Below are 24,224 nucleotides of genomic sequence, written 5' to 3'. Positions count from 1 at the left end.
TCACAGTGAAAGGTGTAGCTTGATCACTCCCTTTCATCGGCGAAGCGTCATCCATGTACGCAAGACTCAAGCAGTGGGCCCGCTCGATCAAACGGCAAACCATGATCCTGTGGTTCTGCTGGAAGCACCCGGAAACACCCCTGCCCGTCAAACTGCTGTGCCTGCTGGTGGTTTCCTACGCGCTGAGCCCCATCGACCTGATTCCGGACTTCATTCCGGTATTGGGGCTGCTGGATGACCTGGTGATCCTGCCGGCGTCCATCTGGCTGATCATCCGCCTCATTCCCGCGCCGGTGTATGCGCAGAGCAAGCAGCAGGCGGATGACTTCGAGCGCGCCAGCTCACAGCGCCCCCGCAGCACGGCCGCCGCCGAGGTGATCGTCGCGATCTGGCTGTTGCTGGCCGTGCTGTGCTACCGGTGGCTATGGGGCTAGGTCAGGCCTTGCAGCTGGGCTGCTGGGTGAAGGTGCGGCGCACGTCCACCGGGCCCACGTGCTCAAGGGTCTTTCGACCGATCAGCACCGGGTAGATCATGTTCTTGCGGTCACGCAGAGAGAACTCTTCGTCGAGCAGCTGATTGCCGATGCAGATCTTCATCGACACCACCGGCCGGTGGTCCGCTCCGCCAGCGCCGCGAACCTTCACTTTGCGCAGTACGGCGCGCTCGAACGCCTGGACGCTCTCCTCCCCGGTGTCGCTGTTCCTGGCGACGACCTTGAAGCGTACCCACTTCTTGCCGTCTTTCTCGAAGTATCCGATGTCCTTGGCATCCATCGACGAGGTCAGCGCGCCGGTGTCGAGCTTGGCCTTGACCGGAATGCCCTCGGGATAGATTTTCGCTTCCTCGATCCAGCCCCGAACCGGCAGCTCTTCCGAGTGGGCTTTCATCGGGGTGGCAAGGGCCAGCAGAAGCATGGCGGCTGAGAGGGAATTGATCGGCACGGCTATGGCTCGTCGGTTGACTGTGTGCGGCCATGATCGGGGCCGGTGCGTCAAGGACGAGTCAAAAGCAGGTCAAGAAAACGGATGACCTGCCCCGCCCCTCATTCATGCTCTTGGACGCAGCGCTCCGCTCGAATCTGCGGAAAGTGGATAGAACGAGAACCCGGCTCTCCCCAACACTAGCCATGCGTCGACCCACAACGAGGTCGACTTCCTTCCTGTGCCTTCCATCCAACCATTAGAGGCTTGCATGAGCACCCCCGCCGATCAGCTGAGTTCCTGGCTGAAGCAACACCAGATCACCGAAGTCGAGTGCGTCGTCAGTGACATGACCGGTATCGCCCGCGGCAAGATTTCCCCGACCAACAAGTTCCTCGGCGAGGGAGGCATGCGTCTCCCCGAGAGTGTGCTGCTGCAGACGGTCACCGGGGACTATGTCGACGACGATATCTACTACGACCTGCTGGACGAAGCGGACATCGATATGGTCTGCCGTCCCGATCCGGACGCGGTGTTCGTGGTGCCCTGGGCCATCGAGCCGACCGCGATGGTGTTCCATGACACCTACGACAAGTACGGCAACCCCGTCGAGCTGTCGCCGCGCAACGTGCTCAAGCGCGTGCTGAAGCTCTACGCGGACAAGGGCTGGAACCCGATCGTCGCGCCGGAAATGGAGTTCTACCTGACCAAGCGCAGCAGCGACCCGGACTTCCCGCTGGAAGCCCCGGTGGGCCGCTCGGGCCGTCCGGAAAGCGGCCGGCAGAGCTTCTCCATCGACGCGGCCAACGAATTCGACCCGCTGTTCGAAGACGTCTACGACTGGTGCGAAGCCCAGGGCCTGGACCTGGACACCCTGATCCACGAGGACGGTCCGGCGCAGATGGAGATCAACTTCCGTCACGGCAACGCCCTGAGCCTGGCGGACCAGATCACCGTGTTCAAGCGCAGCATGCGTGAAGCGGCGCTCAAGCATGACGTGGCGGCGACCTTCATGGCCAAGCCGATCACCGACGAACCCGGCAGCGCCATGCACATTCACCAGAGCGTGCTGGATATCGCCACCGGCAAGAACATCTTCGCCAATGCCGATGGCTCGATGAGCGAGCTGTTCCTGCACTACATCGGCGGCCTGCAGAAGTACATCCCGAAAGTGCTGCCGATGTTCGCGCCAAACGTGAACTCCTTCCGCCGCTTCCTGCCGGACACCTCCGCACCTGTGAACGTCGAGTGGGGCGTGGAAAACCGCACGGTCGGCCTGCGCGTCCCCGCTGCGTCCCCCGAAGCCATGCGCGTGGAGAACCGCCTGCCCGGCGCCGACGCCAACCCCTACCTCGCGCTGGCCGCCAGCCTGCTGTGCGGCTACCTGGGCATGGTCGAGCGGATCAACCCCAGCGCCCCGGTCGAAGGCCGCGCCTACGAGCGCCGCAACCTGCGCCTGCCGATCACCATCGAGGACGCGCTGGCGCACATGGAAGAGTGCCAGGTACTGGAAGACTACCTGGGCCGCAAGTTCGTCCAGGGCTACGTCGCGGTTAAGCGCGCCGAGCACGAGAACTTCAAGCGCGTGATCAGCTCCTGGGAACGCGAGTTCCTGCTGCTGAGCGTCTGACGCCCCCGCCCGCCAAAGCCTACCGGCGGCCTCGCGAGCCCGCCGGCAGGTTCCTGGAATACCTACAAGAAAAGGAGTCCGCATGAGACTGCTCAAACCCCTTGCGGCGTTGGCTTTTGCCGCGCTGGCGCAGAACGCCCACGCTGAGCCGACGGTCAGCATCTACAACTGGACCGACTACATCGCCCCCGACACCCTCGCCGGTTTCCAGAAGACCACCGGCATCAAGCCGGTCTACGACGTCTTCGACTCCAACGAGACCCTGGAAGGCAAGCTGCTGGCGGGCCGCTCGGGCTACGACGTGGTGGTGCCGTCCAACCACTTCCTCACCCGCCAGGTACAGGCCGGGGTCTTCCTGGAACTGGACCGCAGCAAGCTGCCGAACTGGAAGCACCTGGACCCGACGCTGCTCAAGCTGCTGGAGCAGAACGACCCGGGTAACAAGCACTCGGTACCCTACCTGTGGGGCACCAACGGCATCGGCTACAACGTCGAGAAGGTCAAGCAGGTGCTGGGCGTCGACAAGATCGACTCCTGGTCGGTGCTGTTCGAGCCGGAGAACCTGAAGAAGCTCAACGCCTGCGGCGTCGCCTTCATGGACTCCGCCGACGAACTGATCCCCTCGGTGCTCAATTACCTGGGCATGAACCCCAACAGCACCAACCCGGCGGACTATGCGAAGGCCGAGGCCAGGCTGATGGAGCTGCGCCCCTACGTCACCTACTTCCATTCCTCGAAGTACATCTCCGACCTCGCCAACGGCAACATCTGCGTGGCCTTCGGCTATTCCGGCGACGTGTTCCAGGCGGCCGCTCGGGCCAAGGAAGCCAAGAACGGCATCGAGATCGCCTACAGCATTCCCAAGGAAGGCGCCAACCTCTGGTTCGACCTGATGGCCATCCCGTCGGACGCGAAGAACCCGGACCAGGCCCTGGCGTTCATCAACTATGTGCTGGAGCCCAAGGTCATCGCCGGGGTCAGCGAGTACGTCGGCTATCCCAACGCCAACGCCGACTCCAAGGCCTTCCTGGACCAGGAGACGCTGAACAATCCCGAGGTCTACCCGAGCCAGGCCGTGCTCGACAAGCTGTACATCTCCAACGCTCCGCCGCCGAAGATCATGCGTCTGATGACTCGCAGCTGGAGCAAGATCAAGTTCAACCAATGACCCGAGAACGTCCCATGAATCATGCCGGCGAACACGCCGCGTCCTATTACGCGGCCACTGCGCGCGACAAGCAGACCTACCCAGCCCTCGAGGGTGAGGTCCAGGCGGAGGTCTGCGTCATCGGTGGCGGTCTGACCGGCGTCAACACGGCACTGGAGCTGGCCCTTCGGGGCCACTCCGTGGTGCTCCTGGAAGGCCGTCGCATTGGCTGGGGAGCCAGTGGCCGCAACGGTGGGCAACTGATCCGCGGCATCGGCCACGACGTCAGCGGCTTCGCCAAGTATGTCGGCGAAGATGGCGTCCGCTATCTGGACCAGGCCGGTTTCGATTCTGTGAAGCTGGTGGCGGAGCGCATCAAGCAGTTCGACATCGCCTGCGACCTGCGCTGGGGCTTCTGCGAGCTGGCCAATACGCCTGCGCAGTTCACCGCCATGGCGGAGGAGCAGCGCGAGTTGCAGTCGATGGGCTATGCGCATCAGACCAGGCTTGTAGGCGCCGGCCAGATCCATGACGTGGTGGCCAGCGACTGCTATGCCGGCGGGCTGATCGACATGGGCTCGGGCCACCTGCATCCGCTCGACCTGGTGACAGGGGAAGCACGGGCGGCCAGTAGCCTGGGGGTGAAGATCTTCGAGCAGAGCCCGGCACTGCGCATCAGCCACGGCAATTCGGTCACGGTGCACTGTGCCAACGGCCGCGTGCGGGCGGACAAGCTGGTGCTAGGCTGCAACGCCCACCTGGAAGAACTCGAGCCGCGCCTGACGGGCAAGGTCCTGCCGGCGGGCAGCTACGTCATCGTCACCGAACCGCTCGCCGAAGAGGTCGCAGCGAAGCTGATCCCGCAGAACATGGCGCTGTGCGACCAGAAAGTGGGGCTGGACTACTACCGGCTGACCGCCGACCGTCGCCTGCTGTTCGGCGGTGCCTGCCACTACTCCGGGCGGGACCCGGCGGATATCGGCGCCTACATGCGGCCGAAGATGCTGAAGGTCTTCCCGCAGCTGACCAATGTGCGCATCGACTACCAGTGGGGCGGCATGATCGGCATCACGGCCAACCGCTTCCCGCAGGTGGGCCGTCTGGCCCAGCACCCGAATGTGTACTTCGCCCAGGGGTACTCGGGGCACGGCCTGAACGTGACCCATTGGACCGCCAAACTCCTGGCCGAAGCGATTTCCGTAGGCCAGAGCCAGGGACTGGATGTGTTCAGCGCGGTGCCGCACCTGACCTTCCCGGGCGGCAAGCTGCTGCGCTCGCCCCTGCTGGCGATGGGAATGCTCTGGTACCGGATTCGAGAGGCAATTGGCTGAATAAGCCAGGCGGAGCCTTGCAATGCCGAGGGGGCTCCGCTTTTTTTCAGCTCGGCAGCATGCTCACGGCGCAGCGCTCGGCTCCGCGCTTGAGCGTCGCCTTCGGATACTCGCCAAAGAGCGCCTGGTAGGCCTGGGAGAATCGCCCCAGATGCCAGAACGACCAGCGCATCGCGATCTCCGCGACATTGACCCCGGCGCCACCGGCGGCCAGCAGGTCACGCCGGGCAGCGTTCAGGCGGCGATTGCGCAACCAGACGGTGGGCGGCATGCCGGCATACTGGACGAACGACTGCTGTAACTGCCGCACCGAGACGCCGGCAATCTGCGCCAGCTCCGGGACGCCGAAGCTGTCCTGCGGACAGTCGTTGACCACCTCCTTCACCCGCTCGACGACCCGCTTGGCACTGCGGTCGGAGCGACGGCGCTGCCCTACCTCCACGGCCTCGTCCAGCAACGAGAAACAACCCTCGGCAACCTGCTGGGCGAATCCGGGCGCATCCACATTGACGTTGCCTTCCACGGCCCCGGCCAGCAACTGGCTCAGGGAGGTGGCAAAGGCGCTGCAATTCGCCGAGCGCAGCGGCTGCAGCACCAGGCCTTCGAAGTCTGCGGCGGAGCGTCCCCAGGTGGAGGCGTCCTTCAGGACCACAGCGACTTCACGGTAATTCTCGGGAGTGACCCAGGCGTTGTGCGTGTGCCCATCCAGCAGGTAGAGGGCGCTGTCGTTCATGTCGAAGCTGAACACCAGGGTATCGGCGGGGGCATGGAATTCCTGCTCGACCCGCAGGTTCATGCGTTCTTCGTAGAGCTGGACCGCGCCCGTCTCCGCGTGCACGAGGCGACCGCAAAAGCGACCAGCTGACATCTGCGTGTACTGCTCTTCCCAACCCGGCAGCACCGCACGCGGCTCGTCAACCTCGCGAGCCTCCATCACCTTGATCGCCATCACACACCCGGATATTTATTAATATTATTAACTATTAGACTACCAATCGGTGACATCCGCACGCAACCAGGGCGGTGCCAATCATCATGGATCGTCAATGTTCTGCACACGGCAGGATTATGACCCAATACGCCGGAATCCAGCACGCTTTACCTGACCGACTACCCAACGTCCTTGTCATAGAGCTCCGTCATTTCATCCCTGAACGCCTGGATCAGCGGCTCGCGGGTTCGCCCGTTCTTCATGATGAGCGAGAATTCGGCCTGATAGCCAAAGTGCTCTGGTAGGAGCCTGATCAGCCGGCCCTGCATCTCCCACTGCTGAGCCAGATGATCCGGCAGATAGCCGATATAGCTCCCGCACAACACCAGGATCAGCTCGGCCTCCATGCTGTCGATAGTGGCGGAGCACTCCTTGAATCCGTGCCGTGCCACTTCCGCGCTCGACCAGTAGCCCCGTTTGACCAGGGCGTGCTGCCTGATCGTCTCCGGGGTCTTGCGCAACTCCCGTGACAATGGATGCCTGTCGCTGCAATACAGCCAATGTTGTTCGATATAGAGATCGATATATTTCAATCCGCTCATCTTCGTCGGCAACGAGCCGATTGCCAGATCGATCTTTCCTTCCAGGACTTCCCGTTGAAGTTCGAAAGGACTCAGCACTTTAAGATTGACATGCACCTTGGGGTGCTTCGATGCAAAGTTCCCAAGCAGATCCACTATGTTGACCTGCTTGTCGGTGATCATGGAATCGAGTATCCCTATTGAAATCGTCCCGCGTAACTCGCCCTTCAATTCAAGCACATAGTTCTCGAAACCATCGATCTGGTTCAAGAGATTCTGCGCCTCATCGTAAATCAACTGCCCTTTACTGGTCAGGCTGAACCCTGATCTGCCGCGGCTGCACAGTTGCATGCCAAGCTGCGCTTCGAGCTGGCTCATATAGCCGCTGATGGCCGGCGTCGACATGTTCAGGTCCTGCTGCGCCGCAGAAAATCCCTTGTTCCTGACCACGGCAACAAAAACCCGCAGCAGACGAATGTTGTATATGTTCTCTTTCATCCTGCACCGAGCACGCCATTGACCCGCCTTGTTCGCACAATGCCGAAAGCCTGTCAAGAATCATGGAATTATATTCACAATATCATTAACCAAGCGCTTCACGATCCGCTATTTATCCCGGACTGAACAGCCGATTAAATGAAGCGCGACGCCATATCGACAGTCCATTGCGCTGAATGCATATGTTTCAAGACTGTTGCCTGGCACTGAACAACAAGAAACGGCAACGCTTTCCAGGCTTGCGACAACTGCGGGGGTAACCATGTCCGACTCCAGACTCAAAACCAACTTCTCGGACGGGACTTCATACGACCCGCAGAAGCGCCCGAGATTTAACGAAATCGCGAGCTTCATGCGTGCCCCGGTCGCGGACACGCTGGATGGGGTCGATATCGGCCTGATTGGCGTGCCGTTCGATGGCGGCACCTCGTTCAAGCCTGGCGCGCGCCTCGGCCCCCGTGGAGTCCGGCAGCAATCCTGTCTGATGCGCACCCGGAATCACGCCTCGGGCATTGCCCCGTTCGACCTGTGCAACATTCGCGATCTGGGCGACGTTTACCTCGATCGCATGTACAACATCGAGGACGCCCATGCCTGCATCGAGAACTATTACCGGGAGATTTGCGCGCGCAATATCATGCCGCTCACGGTTGGCGGGGACCATTCGATCACCTACCCGATCTTCAAGGCGCTGGCGAAGGACGGCCCTATCGGCATGGTCCACATCGACGCGCATACCGATACCTGGGACAGCCTCTACGGGTCGAAATTCTTCCACGGGGCGCCGTTCCGCAGAGCGGTCGAGGACGGCCTTCTCGATCCACTGCGCACCATCCAGATCGGCATCCGTGGCTCCGAACATTCGGGCACCCCGAACTACAGCCTCGAATGCGGCATGCGGGTCATCTTCATCGAGGAGTTCGACGACCTCGGCGTCGAGGGCGTGCTCAGGGAAGTAGGCAGGGTCGTGGGTGACGGCCAGACTTACGTGTCATTCGATGTCGACGGACTCGACCCTGCCTTCGCACCCGGAACCGGCACCCCCGAAGCCGGCGGCATCTCGATGCGGGAAGCCATGCGCCTGCTGAAAGGACTGCGCGGACTCAACCTCATCGGAGGCGACGTGGTGGAGGTCGCTCCGGACCTGGACCCTTCCGGAATAACTGCCCTCAATGCCGCGACGCTGATGTTCGAGCTGCTTTGTGTCCTCGCCGATGCACGCGTGAACCGATAGCGGATGCATCCTGTCTTCGCCCTTACAGTGAAATCGCCCCATGACCGACCTGACGTATCGCCCTGCCGTACCTGATGACGCTGCCCTGTGCATCACGATCCGCGGACTGACGAGAGAAAACGCCTTTTCCGAGGAGGAGCTGCGTGCATTGGGCATCACCGCCGAGTCATGGAGCCGTGGTATCCAGGATGGCAGTTGTCCCGGCTTTGTAGCCTGCCGGGAAGGCCGGATGATCGGCTACTGCTTCGGCGACGTGGAATCCGGTGAGATCGTCGTTCTCGCCCTGCTCCCCGCCTACGAGGGACAGGGAATCGGCAAGACCTTGCTCGGACTGATGATAGAGACGCTGGCGCGCCAAGGATTCAAGCGCCTGTTCCTGGCCTGCTCCAGCGATCCGAAGGTTCGCTCCCATGGTTTCTATCGATACCTGGGCTGGGTGCCGACTGGGGAACGGGATGAGTACGGCGACGACATCCTGGAACTCTCGGTCCACTGATCGCTGCTGCTTGTCTTCAGCGGCGTCGTCCACTCGGGCGACGCCCTCAGTTCCAGCCAGACTTCGCCTCCCCTGGAATGGAGAGCTCTTCTGCCTCGTACTCAGGCTGCAGGGCCATCGAAAGATGGCCTGTCAGCGTGAGTGTCCAGGCTCCGTGGCCCTACTTGTGCTTATGTTTGTGCTTGTGGCTCGACTTGTGGTTGTCATGGTGGTCGTTGTCATCGGCCAGGCTATTGCCAACGGCGCTGCCCGCAGCACCACCCAGGCCGGCACCGATCGCGCCGCCCGTGGAGCCCCCCATGCTGTTGCCGATCACCTGCCCACCGGCGGCGCCAAGCCCGCCACCGATGGCCGCTTCGGTCTTCTTGCCGTCCTTCGCCGTCACCGCGCCACCCGCGGCGCCACCGACGCCTGCGCCGATCGCCGCACCGGTGCTTCCACCAACGGCCTGACCGACCACACTTCCCAGAGCCCCACCCAGGCCGCCGCCGACCGCCGTGTTGGCGGTTTCACCCGCGACGACGCCCTGTGACGCCAGAATGGAAAATGCCAGTGCAGTGAATGATTTGCGCATGATTCAAGCCTCAAAGTGTATACATGAGGCAAAAGTCTGTAGGACGAAACGCGGCAGGACAACGCGTCTTCGGCTATTCATGGACCTGAGTCAATAATCCTCCGGGACAAATGGCCGCCCGTCGGGCCAGCGCCCCCGCGCAACCTGCCAGCACCCGGCTCAATGCCGGGTGCCAGTTTCGTCAGTCCTCGGTGCTCACTCATCGTCCCGCGCGGGAATCCACCACTCCTCGCCCCGCACCGTGCGGATGTACTCCGGCCAGCGGAAGCGGTGCGGCACCTGGAAGTCCTTCGGCAACAGCGGCGCCTGCCACTGCGTGCCGCCAATGCCACCACCGGTGCGTTCGTTGAACTCGCGGGTGGCCTCGGCCAGCAGGTCGGGCTCGGTGAACAGTTCGATCAGCGTGCTGCCGATGGTTTTCGACGCCACCTCGATCATCGGGTCGATGGTCTCGCGGATGCCACCCAGGGCGTTGGCGACCCAGTCCGGGTAGGTGTAGCCGGCCGGCGCCGACAGCATCGGCCGCGCCACATACAGGCGCACGGTCGGGCAATGCCAGGTGTACTCGGGGTAATCGTCCGAGGTCAGGTACTTCTGCCAGGCCGGCATCTGCAGGCGCAGCTGACGCTCGCACTCCTGGGGTTCGACCAGGGCTTCGGTGGCCGGCAGGAAGGGCTCGTCCATCGGCTCGAGGCCGAGGTTCACCTGGATTTCGCGAGCAACCGCAATCGCCGCCTCGCCCCAGGTCGGCGCGCCGATTTCGGCCAGGTTGTCGTAGCAGGCCTGGGCCAGGGCGTGGTTGGCCAGGCCGCCGCGGGATTTGCAGACCCAGGTCTTCTTCCATTTGCAGCCGGTGGCCAGTGCGGCAGCGGCCGCGTTGTTGTCCATCACCGTGGAGATAGTCTCGGCCTGCTCGATGGAGTCGCAGCGCAGCAGGTACTGGATCTGCGAGATGTGCGGCGGCAGGTTGTCGGCGGTAGCTTGGCCGGCGGTGAGGATGGCTTCGTTGAAGCTCCACAGCCCGGTGAAAGGCAGCGTCGAGCGGCGCAGACTTTCGTTCAGGGTGTAGAAGTGCACCAGCGCGTCGTTGGCGCCCGGCGCACGGGCCGCCAGGTGGTTCTGCGGGATCGGGCTGTAGCGGTCGGCGGCGATCCAGTTCTGCGGGTCTTCGCAGGTGAAGGTGTAGATGTACGAATAGGCGATGCCGCAGTGGGTGTCCCAGGTGGTGGTGTTGTTCAGCGGCAGCATGTAGGTGGGGTGGAAGCTGACGGCCGCGTCGATGTCGTCGTAGTAGCCCTTGGCGGCATGCACCGGCTTGGAGGCACGGAGCTTTTCCGCCGGCTCGCCGAAGAACTTGAGGGTGCCCTTGATGCCGAACTCCAGCATCGCCGCCTTGGCCGCCAGTACACCGCCCAGGGCGCTCATGCCCAGCGCGGAGTGCGGGTCGGTGTGGCCCGGCGCGTACTTCGACAGGCCCTCGCGCGGCATCGGCCGGGTCGCCGCCGCCTGGCAGTTGCCGGGTACCGCGTCGTACTCGGCGTAGGTGGCGAGCACCGGGCCTTCGCCATTGCTGAAGGTAGCGACGAAGGCGGTGGGCATGCCGCCGCTGCCCTCTTCCACCGTGAAGCCTTCGCGGCGCAGCAGCTCCACGTACCAGGCGCAGGACTTGTACTCGCGGAAAGCCGGCTCGGCGAAATGCCAGATCACCTGGTGCCAGTCGGACAACTGCTGGCGGTGCTCGTCGATCCACTGCTGGACGTAGGCCTTGAACTTCGACATGGCGGGCTTCCTCATCGTTGCCTGTTGTTGTTGTCGTGTGGCCTAGTATTGGTGAAGCCAAACTCACAACAAGCGAAACAATTTGGCCTCTTTGTCCAGATAGTTTCACCATTCACCGGTAAGACACCGGCCAGGAAGCCCCATGCACTTTCCCTCGATGACCGCCCTGCGCGCGCTGGACGCCGTGGCGCGGCTGGGCAGCGTCTCCGCCGCCGCCACGGAACTGAACCTCACCCGCAGCGCGGTGAGCCACCGCATCGCGACCCTGGAGGAACGCCTGGGCTTCGCCCTCACCGAGCGCACCGGGCGCGGCATCCGCCTCACCTACCGGGGCGAGCGCTACGCCCGCGACGTGCGGCGCATCCTCGCCGAGGTGCAGTTGGCCGGCAGCAGCTTCGACGAGCAGCAGGTCATCGGCCGCCTGTGCGTCAGTTCCAATCCAGGGTTCGCCACCTACTGGCTGTGCCAGCACCTGGGCGACTTCCTCGCGCAGTACCCGCAGGTGCAACTGCACGTGGTCACGCCCCGCGTGCCGCAGGACACCAGCGCGGCGGAGGCCGACCTGTTCATTGCCTACGGCGCCGGCGACTGGCCCAACCAGATCGTCGAGCCCCTCGTCGCCCTGCACTTCTTCCCGGTCTGCAGCCCCCGCCTGCTCAACGTCCGCAACAGTCTGAAGTCCCCGGCCGACCTGGCCGGCCATACCCTGCTGCACATGAACGACTTCGCCGATTGGCGCCTCTGGCTGGGTGCGGTCGGGGCGCGGGACATCGAGTTCACCTCCGGCGTGCTGTTCGCCGACGCCACCAGCACCATCGCAGCCTGCATCGCCGGCCAGGGCGTGGCCATCGGCGACAACCTGCTCAGCGGCGACGCCCTAAGCCGCGGCCTGCTGGTGCGCCCCTTCGACATCACCATCCAGTCCAACCGCAACTACTACCTGGTGACCGACCCGGTGAAGGCCGAACGCGCCGTGGTGAAAGCCTTCAGCGAATGGCTCAAGACCCGCGTCGCCGCCACCACCCAGAGCGCCATCGACCTGGACCAGCCGCCGCTGGTGTTTCCGCAGGAGACCCCGTGAGCCGGGCGGCAGCGCCGGCCCGGTGACCTTGTGCCCACCGACTACTGGGCTGCAACCGGAATCCCACCCAGTCGCTCCAGGGCCAGGTCGTAGTCGAAGTCTTCGATAGCCGTGGCCAGCTCCCGCAGGGCCGCCAGTTCGTCCTGGCCCCGGTAAAGGCTGCAGAGTCGACCGACAAGCTCCCCGGCGCGGGTGTCGCTGCGCATCAGCAGCTCCCGCAACTGGCGCATCAGGGCCGCGGCCTGGCCCGGATCGGCAGCACCAGCCACCGATTCGGCCTCGGTACTGGCAAGGAAGCTCGCGAGTCCGTTCTGCACAGGTGTCAGCTCCGTCTGCACATCCCCCAGCAGCTCGGCGATGCGTTCTGCGGGCGCCTGTATACGGCAGCCCTCCTCCAGTGCCGCCGCGGCACCCGCCAGCGCGGCAGCGCCAATGTTGGCGGCTGCGCCGCGTAGCGAGTGGGCGGCCCTGCGTTCCGCCGTCGGGTCGTCTTGCCCATCGATGGCCTGGAACTGCGCGATGAAGTCGCCGTAACTGGACTGGAACCGGCGCAGCAACCGCTCATAGAGCGCCTGCTTGCCGGAGCAGGTCACAAGGCCGGCTTGCACGTCGATGCCGGGCAGGCTGACTTCCTGCGGTTTCGTTTCGCTCGGCACCTGCACAGCCTTCGACCTCTGCGCGCGGTACGGGGGCAACCAGCGGGACAGGGTGAGGAACATCGCCGGCGGGTCGATCGGCTTGGCGATGTGATCGTTCATGCCGGCCAGCAACGCCTCTTCCCGGTCACCGGCCATGTTGTTGGCGGTCATCGCGATGATTGGCAACTGGCTCAACTCCGGACGCTGGCGCAGCGCGCGGGTCGCCGAATAGCCGTCGAGCACCGGCATCTGGCAGTCCATGAGCACGCCGTCGAAAGCCTGGTCGGCCGCCAGGCGATCGAGTGCCTCCTGACCATTGCAGGCCAGCACCACTTCGATGCCGGCGTCACCCAGCAGCTCCAGGGCCAGTTCCTGGTTCAGCTCGTTATCCTCCACCAGCAGCACGCGGCTGCCGGCAACATCGGCCAGGGCCTCCGCCGTGGCGCTTTCCCGCTCGCGGCTGCGCGGCTCGGCGGTGCTTTCCCTGCCCAGGGCGATGTTGATCGCTTCCAGCAGGGTCGAGGGCGTTACCGGTTTGGTCAGCACCGTGCCCAGTTCGACACCCCGGTCCTGCGCGGCATCCAGGGCTTCTTCGCGGCCGAAGGCGGTCACCATGATCACCGCCGGAACGCTCTCGCAATGGCCCGTCTGCAAGCGCGCGACGACCTCGATGCCATCCACCACCGGCATCTGCCAGTCGACCAGCACGAGTTGATACGGAAGGCGCTTCTGCTCGGCCTCGGCGATCCACTCCAGGGCTTCAGCGCCGTTGCGCGCGATGTCCACCTCCAGCCCGTAGCTCAGCGCCATGCCCGAGAGGATCTCGCGGGCCGAGGCGTTGTCATCCACGACCAGCGCCCGCACACCGAGCAACTCGTCCGCCCGCAGCATGCGCCGTGGCGCAGCGGCCGGGTGGGCGCCGAAGCGTGCATGGAAATGGAAGACCGAGCCCTTGCCCGGCTCGCTGTCGACCCAGATGCGTCCGCCCATGAGCTCCACCAGGCTCTTGCAGATCGACAGCCCCAGGCCGGTGCCGCCGTAACGGCGCGAGGTCGAGGAGTCGGCCTGGATGAAGGACTGGAACATGCGCCCGCACTGCTCGGCTGTCATGCCGATACCGGTGTCGCGGACCCAGAAGTGCAGCTCCGTCTCGTCCTCGCCGAGCGCGACCGGCTCGATGCCGAGAACGATCTCCCCACGCTCGGTGAACTTCACCGCGTTGTTGCCCAGGTTGAGCAGGACCTGGCCCAGGCGCAGCGGATCACCCACCAGGGCCGTGGGCAGATCGTGGCTGAGCTGGAACAGCAGCTCCAACGACTTCTCTTCCGCCTTGAAACCGACCAGGCCGGAGAACTGTTCGAGCACGTCCTCCAGGCGGAACTCGACATGTTCCACCGACATCATCCCGGCCTCGATCTTCGAGAAGTCGAGGATGTCGTTGATGATGCCGAGCAGCCCTTCGGCGGAACGATGCACCTTCTGCACGTAGTTGTGCTGCCGCGCGTCGAGCCCGCTCTTCAAGGCGAGGCTGCTCATGCCGATGATCACGTTCATCGGCGTGCGGATTTCATGGCTCATGTTGGCCAGGAACTCACTCTTGGCCCGCGTCGCCTCCTCGGCCAGCTCCTTGGCGCGGCGCATCTGCTGCTCGGCCAGCTTTCGCTCGGTGATGTCGTACAACCAACCCAGCACGGCGAATTCACCGTGGTGGCGGATGGGCAGGTAAGTCGCCTGGATGTCCCGCTCGCCCCCCTTGCGGTCGTACAGGCGTACCTCGCGCTCCAGCATCCGCTCACCGGCAAGCATGTGGCTCCAGATCGTCTCGCGCTCGGCCGGGTCGACATAGAGTCCGCGCGCCTCGTCGCCAGCCTGGAGCCCGAAGTTCTCATGGAAGGCTGGATTGACCAGATGCAGATGCTCCTGGGTCGAGATAGCAACGCTGACCGGGCTGCAGTCGAGGATGTACTGCAGGCGCTTTTCGCTCTCCTGCAGGGCCGCTTCCATAGCGCGCCGTTCGCTGATGTCGCGCACCGAGGCGCACACGCAGACGCCGTGGCCGAGCAGGTCCGGCAGCGGCGCCAGGGCGATCTCCACGGAGAACCGGCTACCGTCCTTGCGCAGGCCATGCAGGTCGGCGATGCCCCGGCCCATCTGGCGGCTGCCCTGCTCGTCCATGAAGCCGTGGCGCTGCTGCACATGGTGCTCGCGATGAACCTCGGGCACCAGTTCATCCACCGAGCGCCCGAGCAGCTCGCCCTGGGCATAGCCGAACAAGACTTCCAGCTTGGGGTTGGCCAGGATGATCCGGCCGCTCTGCTCCACCACCAGCATGCCGTCGGGCGCCGATTCGAGGATGCCCTGGTACCAGGCCTTGGTGGCCTGGATTTCCTGCTGCTGGGACTCCAACTCCTGCTTCTGCGCCTGAAGGTCGGCGGCCTGGCGCTCCATCAGCTCGGCCTGGGTCAGGGTTTCCGTCAGCAACTGCTGGGTGCGCGAGGTGCGTTCGAGGATTTCCAGGTTCATGGCGAGCAACGGCAGGAATTCGTCGAGCAGCGTGCGTCGGCTCGGGCTGAAACCTTCCAGCACCTCCAGCGCGAGCACGCCCACCAGGCGCTCGCCGTGTATCAGCGGCAGCACTTCGAGGAACTGCGGAGGCGCGTATTCTCCCTCCAGGGCGCGCTCGGGATTACGCAGGTGGATCGGCTGCCGCTGTTTCGCGCACTGGCCGATCAGCCCCTGTCCCACTGGCAGGCGCCGGGGCAGATCGGCCGGCGCCGCGTAGCTGCCCAGCAGTACCAGTTCATGGCTGCCCTCCTCATGGACATGCACCGAGGCGCGGCGCAGCCCCAGGGGCGGAGCCAGTGCCGCCAGGGTCCGGTCGCCCAGTGCATTGGAGCCGGCAACCGACTGCATTTCGCTGCTCAGCGTCGCCACCTGGGTCTTCACCCAGCGCTGGTTGGCCATCTGCCGGGCCTCGGACTGCAACGCGGTGATCGCCCGCGCCATCTCGCCGACTTCGTTGGGGTAATCCTGGAACGGAACCTCGACGCCGAGCTCCCCCTTACTCAGGGCATCCACCGAGTAGCGCAGCTGGTCGGCCGGGCGGCGGATCGACAGACTGATCAGGATGCCGAACAGCACGCCGCCGCCCACGCCCAACGCCAGCAGCCAGAAGGTCAGCTGGACGCTGTGGTGAAAGCGTTCCGAGGCGAGATTGACCTCCAGGTCCGCCCCCTTGCGCTTGATCTGAGCCACCTCGGCCAAGGCCTGGTTGGCCACCTCGGCAGGACGCTGCAACGCCGTGGACGAAAGCAGCGAGATAGCCGCAAGGTCGGTAGGCTTTCCTTCACCGGCAGGCTGGTCGTTCAGCTCCACCACCCGATCCACCTGCGCCTGGTACTCCTCGTAGGCGGATTCGAAGCGGATCAGTTCCTGTTGAGCGCGGGCTCGAGAGATGAGCGGGCGGGCCTGTTCGATTTCCTCGCGGAGGGTCGCCTTGCCTTCGTTGAAATCCCTGATCGCCTGCTCTCTCCCGCTCTCATTGGTGGCGAGCACGATCTGCCGGACGTTTCTACCCATACCCGCCAGCGCGACGCGGGCCGCCTCGATGTGCGAGAGGCCGAGCATTTCCTGCTCGTAGATCTGGTTGATCTGTTCGTTCTGCTTGCGCTGGACGTTCAGGCTGTACAGCCCGAGGAACAGCGCGAGCAGCAGGATGCCACCGAAACCCAGCACCAACCGGGTACGCAGCCGCAGACGCTGAAGATAGTCGAGCGGTGTCACCATCGTGCCGCCTCCTGGCAGAGCTGGCGTGTTTCGGCCGGGTCAGGTCTTCCCGGCCAGATCGCTGTCACGGTCGCAGAAGCGCTCGGCGATGCCGCGGAACTCATCCTGCAAGGCGATGAAGGCATCGACGATGTCCGGATCGAAATGCAGGCCGCGCTGGGAGCGGATGAACTCCGCGGCGCCCTCATGGGGCATCCCGGTCTTGTAGACCCGCCGGCTGATCAGCGCATCGTAGACATCGGCCACCGCCATCAACCGTGCCGACAGCGGAATCGCATCGCCCGCCAGACCCTGGGGATAGCCCGAGCCATCCCATTTCTCGTGATGTCCATAGGCGATCTGCTTCGCCAGCCGGAGGAAGGGAACATCCATGCCCAGCCGCGCCTCTGCCGTCTCCAAGGCCTCGAGCCCCAGCGTGGTGTGCGTCTTCATCAGCTCGAATTCCTCGGCGGTGAGGCGGCCGGGCTTGAGCAGGATGTGATCCGGGATACCGACCTTGCCGATATCGTGCAGCGGCGCCGACTTGAACAGCAGGTGGCGGGTTTCCTCATCCAGTTCGGCGGCAAAGCGCGGATGCTGTTTCAGGTGTTCGGCCAGTGCGCTGACGTAGTGCTGGGTGCGGCGGATATGGTTACCGGTTTCGTTGTCGCGGGTCTCCGCCAGGGAGGCCATGGCCAGAATGGTCACGTCCTGGATGGCCGCCACCTCGCGGGTGCGCCGCTGCACTTCCTGTTCCAGGAAGTCATTCTGGTCGCGCAGGAAGTCGTTGGCAGCCTTGATGCGCAGCTGGTTGTCCACGCGCATCAGCACGGTCGGTGGGTTGATCGGCTTGGTCAGATAGTCCACCGCGCCGAGCTCCAGGCCACGCACCTCGTCATCGGTGGCGCCCTGGGAGGTGATGAAGATCACCGGGATATGCCGCGTGGCCGGTTGCTCCCGCAGGCGCCGACACACCTCGAAGCCGCTCATGCCCGGCATCATCACATCCAGCAGGATGAGGTCCGGTGGTTCGTCGGAACTGGCGATCTGCAAGGCCTTCTCACCGCTCCTGGCGGCCTTGACCCGGTAAGGCAGCTTGAGCAGCTCGGTCAGCAGCGTGAGATTCTCGGGCGTATCGTCGACGATCAGGATCGTCGGCCTGACAACGGGACCAGGTGCATTCATTGACCATCCTCCGCCGAAGTGGACGCGCCCGCGGCAGATCCAGCCCTGGCGCAGCCGAGAGTATAGCCACTGCCCTGGCCGGCGACGGCGCATCATCCGGGCCCGGCAAAACGAAAAAAGCCCCTTGCCTGGGCTGGGCAAGGGGCTTTTCTTCGAGGGCGATCAGCCTTCCAGGCTTTGCTTGAGCGCCGCCAGGCCATCGACATAGATGCCGGTGAACAGCGTGGTGGCTTCCGCGTCGCTGATGCCTTCGGGGGTGAACGAGCCAAACCATTCCACGCGGGCGCCCTTGCCATCGCTGCCAGCCGCCACACGCAGGGTCGACTGGTAGTCGCGCACCGGCGCCGGGCCCTGGAGGATGGTGTAGCTGTAGCTGCGGCTGGCTTCGTTGAAGTCCAGCAGGCGCTCGATGATGGTGTCGCCGTCGACGCTCTTCAGGGTGCGCACGCGGCCCCCTTCGCTGAGGGCGCTCTGCGGGATGAAGGGCAGCCAGTCGGGCAGCGAATCGAAGCCGCCGATCAGTTGCCAGACTTTGTCGGCGTCGGTGTTGAGATCGATGAATGCAGTGGCCTTGGCCATGATGTTTCTCCCGGGGCTCTGGCCCCAATGATTCGATGATTCAGTGAACTGAGGATTCGAGGCTGGCCGCCGGGCCTTGTGCCCGGCGGCGCGGAGGTCAAACGGTGGGGACCGGCGCCACGGCGCTGATCAGGCCCTGGGCGCGCAGGTCGCTCCAGAACGCGGCCGGGATGGCGGCGCTGAGCGCAGCGTGGTCTTCGTTGGCGTGCAGCGGGCGGGTCGAGCCGGGGATCGCGGCCACCACGGCCGGATGGGCCAGGGCGAACTGCAAGGCAACAGCTTTCACGTCCACGCCATGGGCACGGGCCACTGCGCGGATGCGTTCGAGCTTGGCCAGCACGGCCGGGCTGGCCTTCTGGTACTCGAAGTGCTCGCCACCGGCGGTCACACCGGAGCTGTACGGGCCGCCGACGACGATGCCGACGCCCTGCTCCAGCGCCTGCGGCATCACGCGTTGCAGGGCACGTTCATGGTCCAGCAGCGAGTAGCGGCCGGCGAGGAGGAAGCCGTCCGGGCGCGGCTCGTCCAGGTCGAGGGTCAGTTCGATCGGCTCGACGCGGTTCACGCCCAGGCCCCAGGCCTTGATCACTCCTTCTTCACGCAGGCGAGTGAGGACACGGAAGGCGCCGGTGCGGGCGATCTCGAACTGGGTCAGCCATTCGTCACCGTAGAAGTCCTGGGCGATGTCGTGGATCCAGACAATGTCCAGGCGGTCGGTGCCAAGGCGCTTCAGGCTGTCTTCGATGGAGCGCAGGGTGGCGTCGGCGCTGTAGTCGTTGACGATGCGGTTGCGGTTGCCGTGTTCGAACAGGCCGCTCTTCTCGCCCAGTTCGCGGGCCGCCGGGTCTTCCAGTTCGTCGAGGATGATGCGGCCGACCTTGGTGCTGAGTACGTACTCGTCACGCGGACGGTTGGCCAGGGCGGCACCCAGGCGGGTTTCGGAAAGGCCGGCGCCGTAGAAGGGCGCGGTATCGAAGTAGCGCACGCCGTTGTTCCAGGCGGCGTCGACGGTGGCCTGTACCTCCTCGGCGGGCACGGCGCGGAACATGTTGCCCAGCGGCGCGGTGCCGAAACCAAGGCGGGTGGGGATCAGGGACTTGAGACTCATGACGGGGTTCTCCGGGTTGGGGGGAGTCGCTTGTGAACTCCAGTGGCGGCAATCCTATGCCCGCCCAACCGAGACCGTCCAAGTCATAATTTGACAGACTTGAGACCCATCATGTCATATCCCTCACCCTGCCCAGCCCTGGTGATTTTGCCGGGAAGCGCCGCTCAGGCTTGCGAGCAGGCCAGCACCACCTCGCGGAACTCGCTCACGATCGGCCGCAGATCAACCCGGTGCCAGGCCGCCCACAGGCCGGTGCTCTGCCCCAGCCACGGCAGCTCGCGCAGCACCACGTTGGGATTGCGCTCGCCGCCGATGCTCTGCTGGATCAGCGCCAGGCCCAGGCCGGCGGACACCAACCCGAGGGCGCTCAGCGGCTCGGCCGCCTCCAGGCGGATCTGCGGGGTGAAGCCGGCTTCCACGCAACTGGCCAGGAACTGCTCGCGACGGCTCTGCTGCAAGTGACCCTCGACCATGATCCAGTCCTGCTCGTGCAGGTCGGCCGGCTCGATGACGGCCTTGTCGGCGAGGGGATGCCCCAGCGGCAAAGCGAGGTGCAGCGGGTCGTTGAACACCGGCGAGGCCAGCAGGTCCGGGTCGTCGGCCATCGGCGGCTCGCAGACCAGGGCGATATCCAGGCTGCGCTGGCGCAGGCCTTCGAACTGCTCCTGGGCCGAGAGGTTGTAGAGGGCGATGTGGATGCCCGGTCGCTCCTCACGCACCCGGCGCAGCGCATCGGGCAGCACTCCGGCATGGATGGCATGGCTGACGTAGCCGACGCACAGCCCACCCGTCTCGCCCCGGCCCAGCCGGCGGCCGAGGGACTCCAGGCGCTCGGCGTGCTTGAGCAGCGCCTTGGCCTCATGCAGGAAAGTGCGTCCATCGGACGTCAGGCGCAGTCGCTGTTGGCTACGCTCGAACAGTTGCAGGCCGAGGCGCTCCTCCAGTTGGGCGATCTGCCGGCTCAGCGGCGATTGGGAAATGTGCAATTGCTCCGCCGCCTTGCCCACGTGTTCGACTTCGGCCACGGCAACGAAATAACGGAGCTGTCTGAGATCCAGCATATGACCTTCTAGGACTCAAGTATGTCGAATTAAGTTATGTACGATCTTACAGGCCACCCCTAGGATGCCGCCAGATCCAGTCGATTACCGGCGCATCCCGTGCCCCCTGGATGAGGATTACCAACATGCAGATCGATCTCGGCGGCAAGACCGCCATCATCAGTGGTTCCACCGGCGGCATCGGCCTGGGCATCGCCCGCCAGCTGGCCGCTTCCGGCGCCGAAGTCGTCATCGTCGGCCGCAACGCCGCCTCCGTGGACGAGGCCGTGGCCGGCATCCGCGTAGCCAAGGGCAAGGCCCGTGGCGTAGTCGCCGACCTGGGCAATGCCGCCGGCGCGCAAACCCTGTTCGCCGCCGAGCCCCACGCCGACATCCTGGTGAACAACCTGGGCATCTACAACGATGTCGATTTCTACGACACCGACGACCAGGACTGGCTGGACTTCTACGAAATCAACGTGCTTTCCGGCGTGCGCCTGGCCCGCCACTACACCCCTGGCATGGTCGAGCGCGGCTGGGGCCGGGTGATCTTCCTGTCGTCAGAGTCGGGCGTCGCCATCCCCGCGCAGATGATCAACTACGGCGTCACCAAGGCCGCCAATCTGGCCGTTTCCCATGGCCTGGCCAAACGCCTGGCCGGCACCGGCGTGACCGTCAACGCTGTTCTCCCCGGTCCGACCTTCACCGAAGGCGTGGCCAACCTGGTGGCCGACGCCGTGCGCGAGTCCGGCCGTACCCCGCGCGAGGAAGCCGACGCATTCGTACGCCGCGAACGCCCCAGCTCGATCATCCAGCGCGTCGCCGAAGTCGACGAAGTGGCCGCCCTGGTCACCTATGTCGCCTCGCCCTTCTCCTCCGCCACCACCGGCGCGGCACTGCGCGTGGATGGCGGCGTAGTGGACAGCCTGGCGATCTGAGCCGACTACCTCAGGCGTCACCTCGTCTGATCCGCTGAACCAAGCCCCGGCCAGCAGGCCGGGGCTTTTTGTTTGTGCGCGCATCACGCAGGCACTTGTTTCAACCCGAGCCGCGCGGTCCTTTCCTTCCCCCATCGAGCCAATGACCCGACATAACACAACAAGAACGCCCCGGACGCGACGCGCCCGAGGCTGAAGACCACCAGCAATAAGGGAAACGAAAAAAGCCGCCTCGCATGGAGACGGCCTTCTCGAACAGCCTTCGCGAGCGGAATCAGGCACTGTCGCGCGACGCGCTATCCGCCGTTTCAAGCGTGACCTTCTGCGCCTTCCCCAGCCATACCAGCAGCAGCCCGGCAGCGGCCAGCAAGCCGCCGGCCATTGGCACCGCTGCGTAGCCAAGATTCAGGCTGATTACCCCACCGCCCAGTGCCGCGCCCACGGCATTGCCAAGGTTGAAGGCACCCACGTTGATCGACGAGGCAAGCCCCGGGGCCTCGGCGGCGGCGTGCATCACGCGCATCTGCAGCGGCGGCACCACGGCGAAGGTGGCCACGCCCCACAGCAGCAGGCCCACGGCAGCGCCCACATGGCTGCTCAGGATCAGCGGCAACAGCAGCATGATCACCGCCAGCGCGCCGAGGAAGATGCGTGCCGAGCCATCCAGCGACCAGTCGGCAAGACGGCCGCCCAGGCTGTTGCCGAGGGTGAAGCCGACACCGATCAGCACCAGCGCCAGGGTGACGAAGCTGTTCGAGGCGCCGGTCAGCTCGGCCAGCACCGGGGCGACGTAGGTGTAAAGGGTGAACATCGCGCCCGCACCCAGCACCGTGGTCGCCATCGCCAGCAGCACGCTGGGCCGGGCAATCACTGCCAGCTCACGGCGAACGTGAGGCACCATGCCGCGTTCGCCCTTGGGCAAGGCGAACCACAGCGCCGCCATGGCCAGCACACCGAGCCCGGCGGTGCCGGCGAAGGCCAGGCGCCAGCCGACCTGCTGGCCAACCCAGGTGGCCGCCGGGACCCCGCCGATGTTGGCGATGGTCAGACCCATGAACATGGTCGCCACCGCGCTCGCCCGTTTGTCCCTGGGCACCACGCTCGCCGCCACCACCGCGCCAAGGCCGAAGAAGGCGCCATGGTTGAGGCTGGTGACCAGCCGCGAGGCGAGCAGCGTGTAGTAATCCGGCGCCATGGCCGAAAGCAGGTTGCCGACCGTGAAGATGGCCATCAATGCCATCAATGCGGCGCGCTTGCCGAAGCGACTGAACAGCAGGGTCATCACCGGAGCGCCAACCATGACGCCGACCGCGTAGGCGGTGACCAGCATCCCCGCCGTGGGGATGCTGACCTGCACGCCATCGGCGATCACCGGCAACAGCCCCATCGGAGTGAACTCGGTGGTACCGATGCCGAACGCGCCAATGGCCAGGGCGAACAGAACCCGACCGGATTTCATTTTCCGCTCTCCTGGGCCCCGTATTGGGCGGGGTCGATTTCCGTCAGCGGGCCCTGCATGCGGTAGAAGCTGAGGTCCGTGGCAGTGAAGAACGCCTGCGAGCGCCCGTTGGCGAAGTCGTCGACGTGCACCACGGTAGCGCCGTCGGCTTCCTGCCAGGAGATCACGTAGACGCCATCGCCAATTTCCTGCCACTGGCAGGCCGCCTCGCCACGGGCACCGGCGTAGGGGCCGGAGACGATGGCGTAGCGGATGCTGTTACCGTCCGCCGAATAGAGGTTGTGGGCGGACAAGCCGTCGTAGTCGACGCGGAAGCCGCGGCCGGCGAATAGCGGGTGCGAGGTTTGGTCAGGTTTGCTCATTTGATCGCCACCGGATTGATGTTGACCTGGGTCGAACCGACGTACAGCGGCTGACCGAGGACGAAGAGGAACTCCCAGGCCTGGTCGCGCACCAGGGCGCGGCTGTCGATCAGTTCCAGGTTGTAGATGCCGCGCTTGGCGAGCAGGTACTGGTTGACCGGGAACTCGTCCTTGCCATGGGGATTGGGGTAGACCTCCGAGGCCCAGGTGTCGCCACCGAAGGCGACGATACCCTGGTCGGCCAGCCACTTCGCGGCCTCCATGCCGATGCCTGGCTCGACTTCGAGGAACTGTTGGTTGTCCTTGCCGATCAGTTCCAGCCAGCCGGTGTTGAACAGCACCACGTCGCCCTTGCGCAGGGTGAGGCCTTCCTTCTTCAGCACCGCCTGGATGTCGGCGACGCTGAACTCGGTGCCGCCGGGGACGATGGCCTTGCCGTAGTGCGCGGTCATGTCCAGCACCACGCCACGGGTCACGAACGGCGGGACCTTCTCGATGCCGAGCTTCTTCACCCCTTCCACGGTGACGAAGTCGGCGGCCTTGTTGCCGTTGTAGTAAAGGTTGTCGATCCCGATGTGGCCAATGCCGTTGAGCTGGGTGCCAACGCCGGTCCAGGCGTTCACCAGTTCATCGTTGAAGGTGAACTTGTTCGGGCCGAGGGACTGCCCACCCTGCTCGCCCGGCTGGATGTTGTAGAGGTTGAAGCTGCGGTGGCGGAAGGCCGGCAGGTTCTTGTCCACGGGCACGGCCAGCGGGTAGGTCTTGCCGGTCCTGACCAGTTGCACGGCCTGCTTCGTCACTTCGGGGGTCAGCAGGTTAGCGGCACCGATTTCATCGTTGGCGCCGTAGGCGGATGGGTACCAGTCCGCGGCGGAAGCAGTCTGCACGGCCAGCGGCAGCACAGCGGCCAGGGTGAGTGTTGCAAGGGCTTTCATCTTCGAATTCCT

Annotated in this window: 21 protein-coding genes; 8 read left to right on the top strand and 13 right to left on the bottom strand. The window is 64.7% G+C overall.

The window, feature by feature from the left end:
- Positions 1-53 precede the first annotated feature (53 nt).
- Positions 54-434: a YkvA family protein gene (locus SD196_RS13575; protein WP_416311661.1), complete on the top strand. Its 381-nt coding sequence runs from the start codon at positions 54-56 to the stop codon at positions 432-434.
- A 1-nt stretch (position 435) separates the two neighbouring features.
- Here the strand turns inward: SD196_RS13575 and SD196_RS13570 are convergent, their stop codons facing one another.
- Complete coding sequence (locus tag SD196_RS13570; protein WP_416311740.1) at positions 436-915, bottom strand: ATP-dependent zinc protease; 480 nt, start codon at positions 913-915, stop codon at positions 436-438.
- Positions 916-1,192: 277 nt separating this feature from the next.
- Here SD196_RS13570 and SD196_RS13565 point away from each other — a divergent pair, with 277 nt between their 5' ends.
- The 3 genes from SD196_RS13565 (at position 1,193) to SD196_RS13555 (ending at position 5,029) form a co-directional block, all read left to right on the top strand.
- Complete coding sequence (locus SD196_RS13565) at positions 1,193-2,551, top strand: glutamine synthetase family protein (RefSeq protein WP_275607131.1); 1,359 nt, start codon at positions 1,193-1,195, stop codon at positions 2,549-2,551.
- Positions 2,552-2,633: 82 nt separating this feature from the next.
- Positions 2,634-3,719, top strand: coding sequence for a polyamine ABC transporter substrate-binding protein (locus SD196_RS13560; protein WP_275607132.1), 1,086 nt, complete (start codon positions 2,634-2,636; stop codon positions 3,717-3,719).
- A 14-nt stretch (positions 3,720-3,733) separates the two neighbouring features.
- Positions 3,734-5,029, top strand: a complete 1,296-nt coding sequence (locus SD196_RS13555) for an NAD(P)/FAD-dependent oxidoreductase (protein ID WP_275607133.1) — start codon at positions 3,734-3,736, stop codon at positions 5,027-5,029.
- Between the two features lie 46 nt (positions 5,030-5,075).
- Here the strand turns inward: SD196_RS13555 and SD196_RS13550 are convergent, their stop codons facing one another.
- On the bottom strand, positions 5,076-5,978 hold the full coding sequence (locus SD196_RS13550) for an AraC family transcriptional regulator (protein WP_370599394.1): 903 nt from the start codon (positions 5,976-5,978) through the stop codon (positions 5,076-5,078).
- Positions 5,979-6,139: 161 nt separating this feature from the next.
- On the bottom strand, positions 6,140-7,039 hold the full coding sequence (locus SD196_RS13545; protein WP_416311660.1) for a LysR family transcriptional regulator: 900 nt from the start codon (positions 7,037-7,039) through the stop codon (positions 6,140-6,142).
- Positions 7,040-7,301: 262 nt separating this feature from the next.
- On the opposite strand from SD196_RS13545, the gene speB reads away from it, so the two are divergent.
- Positions 7,302-8,273, top strand: a complete 972-nt coding sequence (gene speB, locus SD196_RS13540) for an agmatinase (protein WP_370599395.1) — start codon at positions 7,302-7,304, stop codon at positions 8,271-8,273.
- 40 nt (positions 8,274-8,313) lie between these two features.
- Entirely contained in the window at positions 8,314-8,769 is a 456-nt protein-coding gene (locus SD196_RS13535; RefSeq protein WP_370599396.1) for a GNAT family N-acetyltransferase, read from the top strand.
- Between the two features lie 160 nt (positions 8,770-8,929).
- Here the strand turns inward: SD196_RS13535 and SD196_RS13530 are convergent, their stop codons facing one another.
- Together SD196_RS13530 and SD196_RS13525 are read right to left on the bottom strand one after the other, a co-directional pair.
- Positions 8,930-9,343 (bottom strand): glycine zipper domain-containing protein, encoded by a 414-nt coding sequence (locus tag SD196_RS13530; protein WP_275607138.1) that lies wholly within the window; start codon positions 9,341-9,343, stop codon positions 8,930-8,932.
- Between the two features lie 195 nt (positions 9,344-9,538).
- Entirely contained in the window at positions 9,539-11,122 is a 1,584-nt protein-coding gene (locus SD196_RS13525; RefSeq protein ID WP_370599397.1) for an amidohydrolase, read from the bottom strand.
- Between the two features lie 142 nt (positions 11,123-11,264).
- Between SD196_RS13525 and SD196_RS13520 the strand changes: the two genes are divergently transcribed.
- A complete protein-coding gene (locus SD196_RS13520) occupies positions 11,265-12,203 on the top strand; it encodes a LysR substrate-binding domain-containing protein (protein ID WP_275607140.1) in 939 nt (312 codons plus the stop codon).
- 41 nt (positions 12,204-12,244) lie between these two features.
- Here SD196_RS13520 and SD196_RS13515 read toward each other — a convergent pair whose 3' ends face one another.
- The 5 genes from SD196_RS13515 to SD196_RS13495 form a co-directional block, all read right to left on the bottom strand.
- Complete coding sequence (locus SD196_RS13515; RefSeq protein ID WP_416311659.1) at positions 12,245-16,627, bottom strand: response regulator; 4,383 nt, start codon at positions 16,625-16,627, stop codon at positions 12,245-12,247.
- A gap of 39 nt (positions 16,628-16,666) precedes the next feature.
- Positions 16,667-17,791: an HD-GYP domain-containing protein gene (locus SD196_RS13510; RefSeq protein ID WP_416311658.1), complete on the bottom strand. Its 1,125-nt coding sequence runs from the start codon at positions 17,789-17,791 to the stop codon at positions 16,667-16,669.
- 162 nt (positions 17,792-17,953) lie between these two features.
- The gene (locus tag SD196_RS13505; protein ID WP_416311657.1) at positions 17,954-18,370 is read right to left on the bottom strand and encodes an SRPBCC family protein; all 417 of its coding nucleotides are present in this window, start codon (positions 18,368-18,370) and stop codon (positions 17,954-17,956) included.
- A 97-nt stretch (positions 18,371-18,467) separates the two neighbouring features.
- The gene (locus SD196_RS13500; protein ID WP_416311656.1) at positions 18,468-19,478 is read right to left on the bottom strand and encodes an aldo/keto reductase; all 1,011 of its coding nucleotides are present in this window, start codon (positions 19,476-19,478) and stop codon (positions 18,468-18,470) included.
- Positions 19,479-19,642: 164 nt separating this feature from the next.
- Entirely contained in the window at positions 19,643-20,539 is an 897-nt protein-coding gene (locus SD196_RS13495; RefSeq protein ID WP_416311655.1) for a LysR family transcriptional regulator, read from the bottom strand.
- Positions 20,540-20,664: 125 nt separating this feature from the next.
- On the opposite strand from SD196_RS13495, the gene SD196_RS13490 reads away from it, so the two are divergent.
- Positions 20,665-21,456 carry an SDR family NAD(P)-dependent oxidoreductase gene (locus tag SD196_RS13490; protein ID WP_416311654.1) on the top strand — a complete coding sequence of 264 codons (792 nt, stop codon included), beginning with the start codon at positions 20,665-20,667 and terminating at the stop codon, positions 21,454-21,456.
- Between the two features lie 274 nt (positions 21,457-21,730).
- Here SD196_RS13490 and SD196_RS13485 read toward each other — a convergent pair whose 3' ends face one another.
- Genes SD196_RS13485 through SD196_RS13475 form a run of 3 tightly spaced genes read right to left on the bottom strand, consistent with a single transcriptional unit; the run spans position 21,731 to position 24,212 of the window.
- A complete protein-coding gene (locus SD196_RS13485) occupies positions 21,731-22,915 on the bottom strand; it encodes an MFS transporter (protein ID WP_275607147.1) in 1,185 nt (394 codons plus the stop codon).
- Complete coding sequence (locus SD196_RS13480; protein ID WP_416311653.1) at positions 22,912-23,277, bottom strand: MoaF-related domain-containing protein; 366 nt, start codon at positions 23,275-23,277, stop codon at positions 22,912-22,914. The genes SD196_RS13485 and SD196_RS13480 overlap by 4 nt, the downstream gene beginning before the upstream one ends.
- Positions 23,274-24,212, bottom strand: a complete 939-nt coding sequence (locus tag SD196_RS13475; RefSeq protein WP_416311652.1) for a cyclase family protein — start codon at positions 24,210-24,212, stop codon at positions 23,274-23,276. Before SD196_RS13475 ends, SD196_RS13480 begins: the two co-directional genes overlap by 4 nt.
- Positions 24,213-24,224 lie beyond the last annotated feature (12 nt).

Origin of the sequence: Pseudomonas macauensis (genome assembly GCF_047902425.1) — a bacterium.
GTDB lineage: Bacteria > Pseudomonadota > Gammaproteobacteria > Pseudomonadales > Pseudomonadaceae > Pseudomonas.
This window is presented reverse-complemented; position numbering and strand designations above follow the sequence as displayed.